1 pseudogene is annotated in these 360 nt (G+C 60.8%); it reads right to left on the bottom strand.

From position 1 onward, the window contains the following. Positions 1–91: 91 nt before the first annotated feature. A pseudogene (locus BUQ68_RS22630) lies at positions 92–277 on the bottom strand (IS21 family transposase); the annotation flags it as partial. Positions 278–360 lie beyond the last annotated feature (83 nt).

The raw sequence follows: 360 nt of genomic DNA on the forward strand, positions 1-360 counted from the left end.
AAGATGGCAATGCAAGGCCCTCAAAGATCGAGGGCGAAAGGATCACGCGGATCGCCGCGTCCGGCTACATGGGAGTGCCTGGACGCTTACGCTTCGGTCGCGGCTGGACCTCGCGTTCGTACTCGTAGGATGTCTCGCCGGACCGGAGCACATAGCGCACCGTGTTCCGCGACACGTGCAGTTCCCGACAAATCTCTTTGACGAACTTCCCGCAAACGAAGAACTCGCGGCGGATCCGTGCAATCGTGTCCACGTCCTTCGTCCCCCGCCCGACCATCTCGATGCTCGATCGGGCAGTGTCGTCGGATCACCTCCGAGGGGGTCAAGATTGGGGTCTGACGCAATCTCGCTGGTCTATGT

Origin of the sequence: Mongoliimonas terrestris (assembly GCF_001927285.1) — a bacterium.
In the GTDB taxonomy this organism is placed as follows: Bacteria; Pseudomonadota; Alphaproteobacteria; order Rhizobiales; family Pleomorphomonadaceae; genus Chthonobacter; species Chthonobacter terrestris.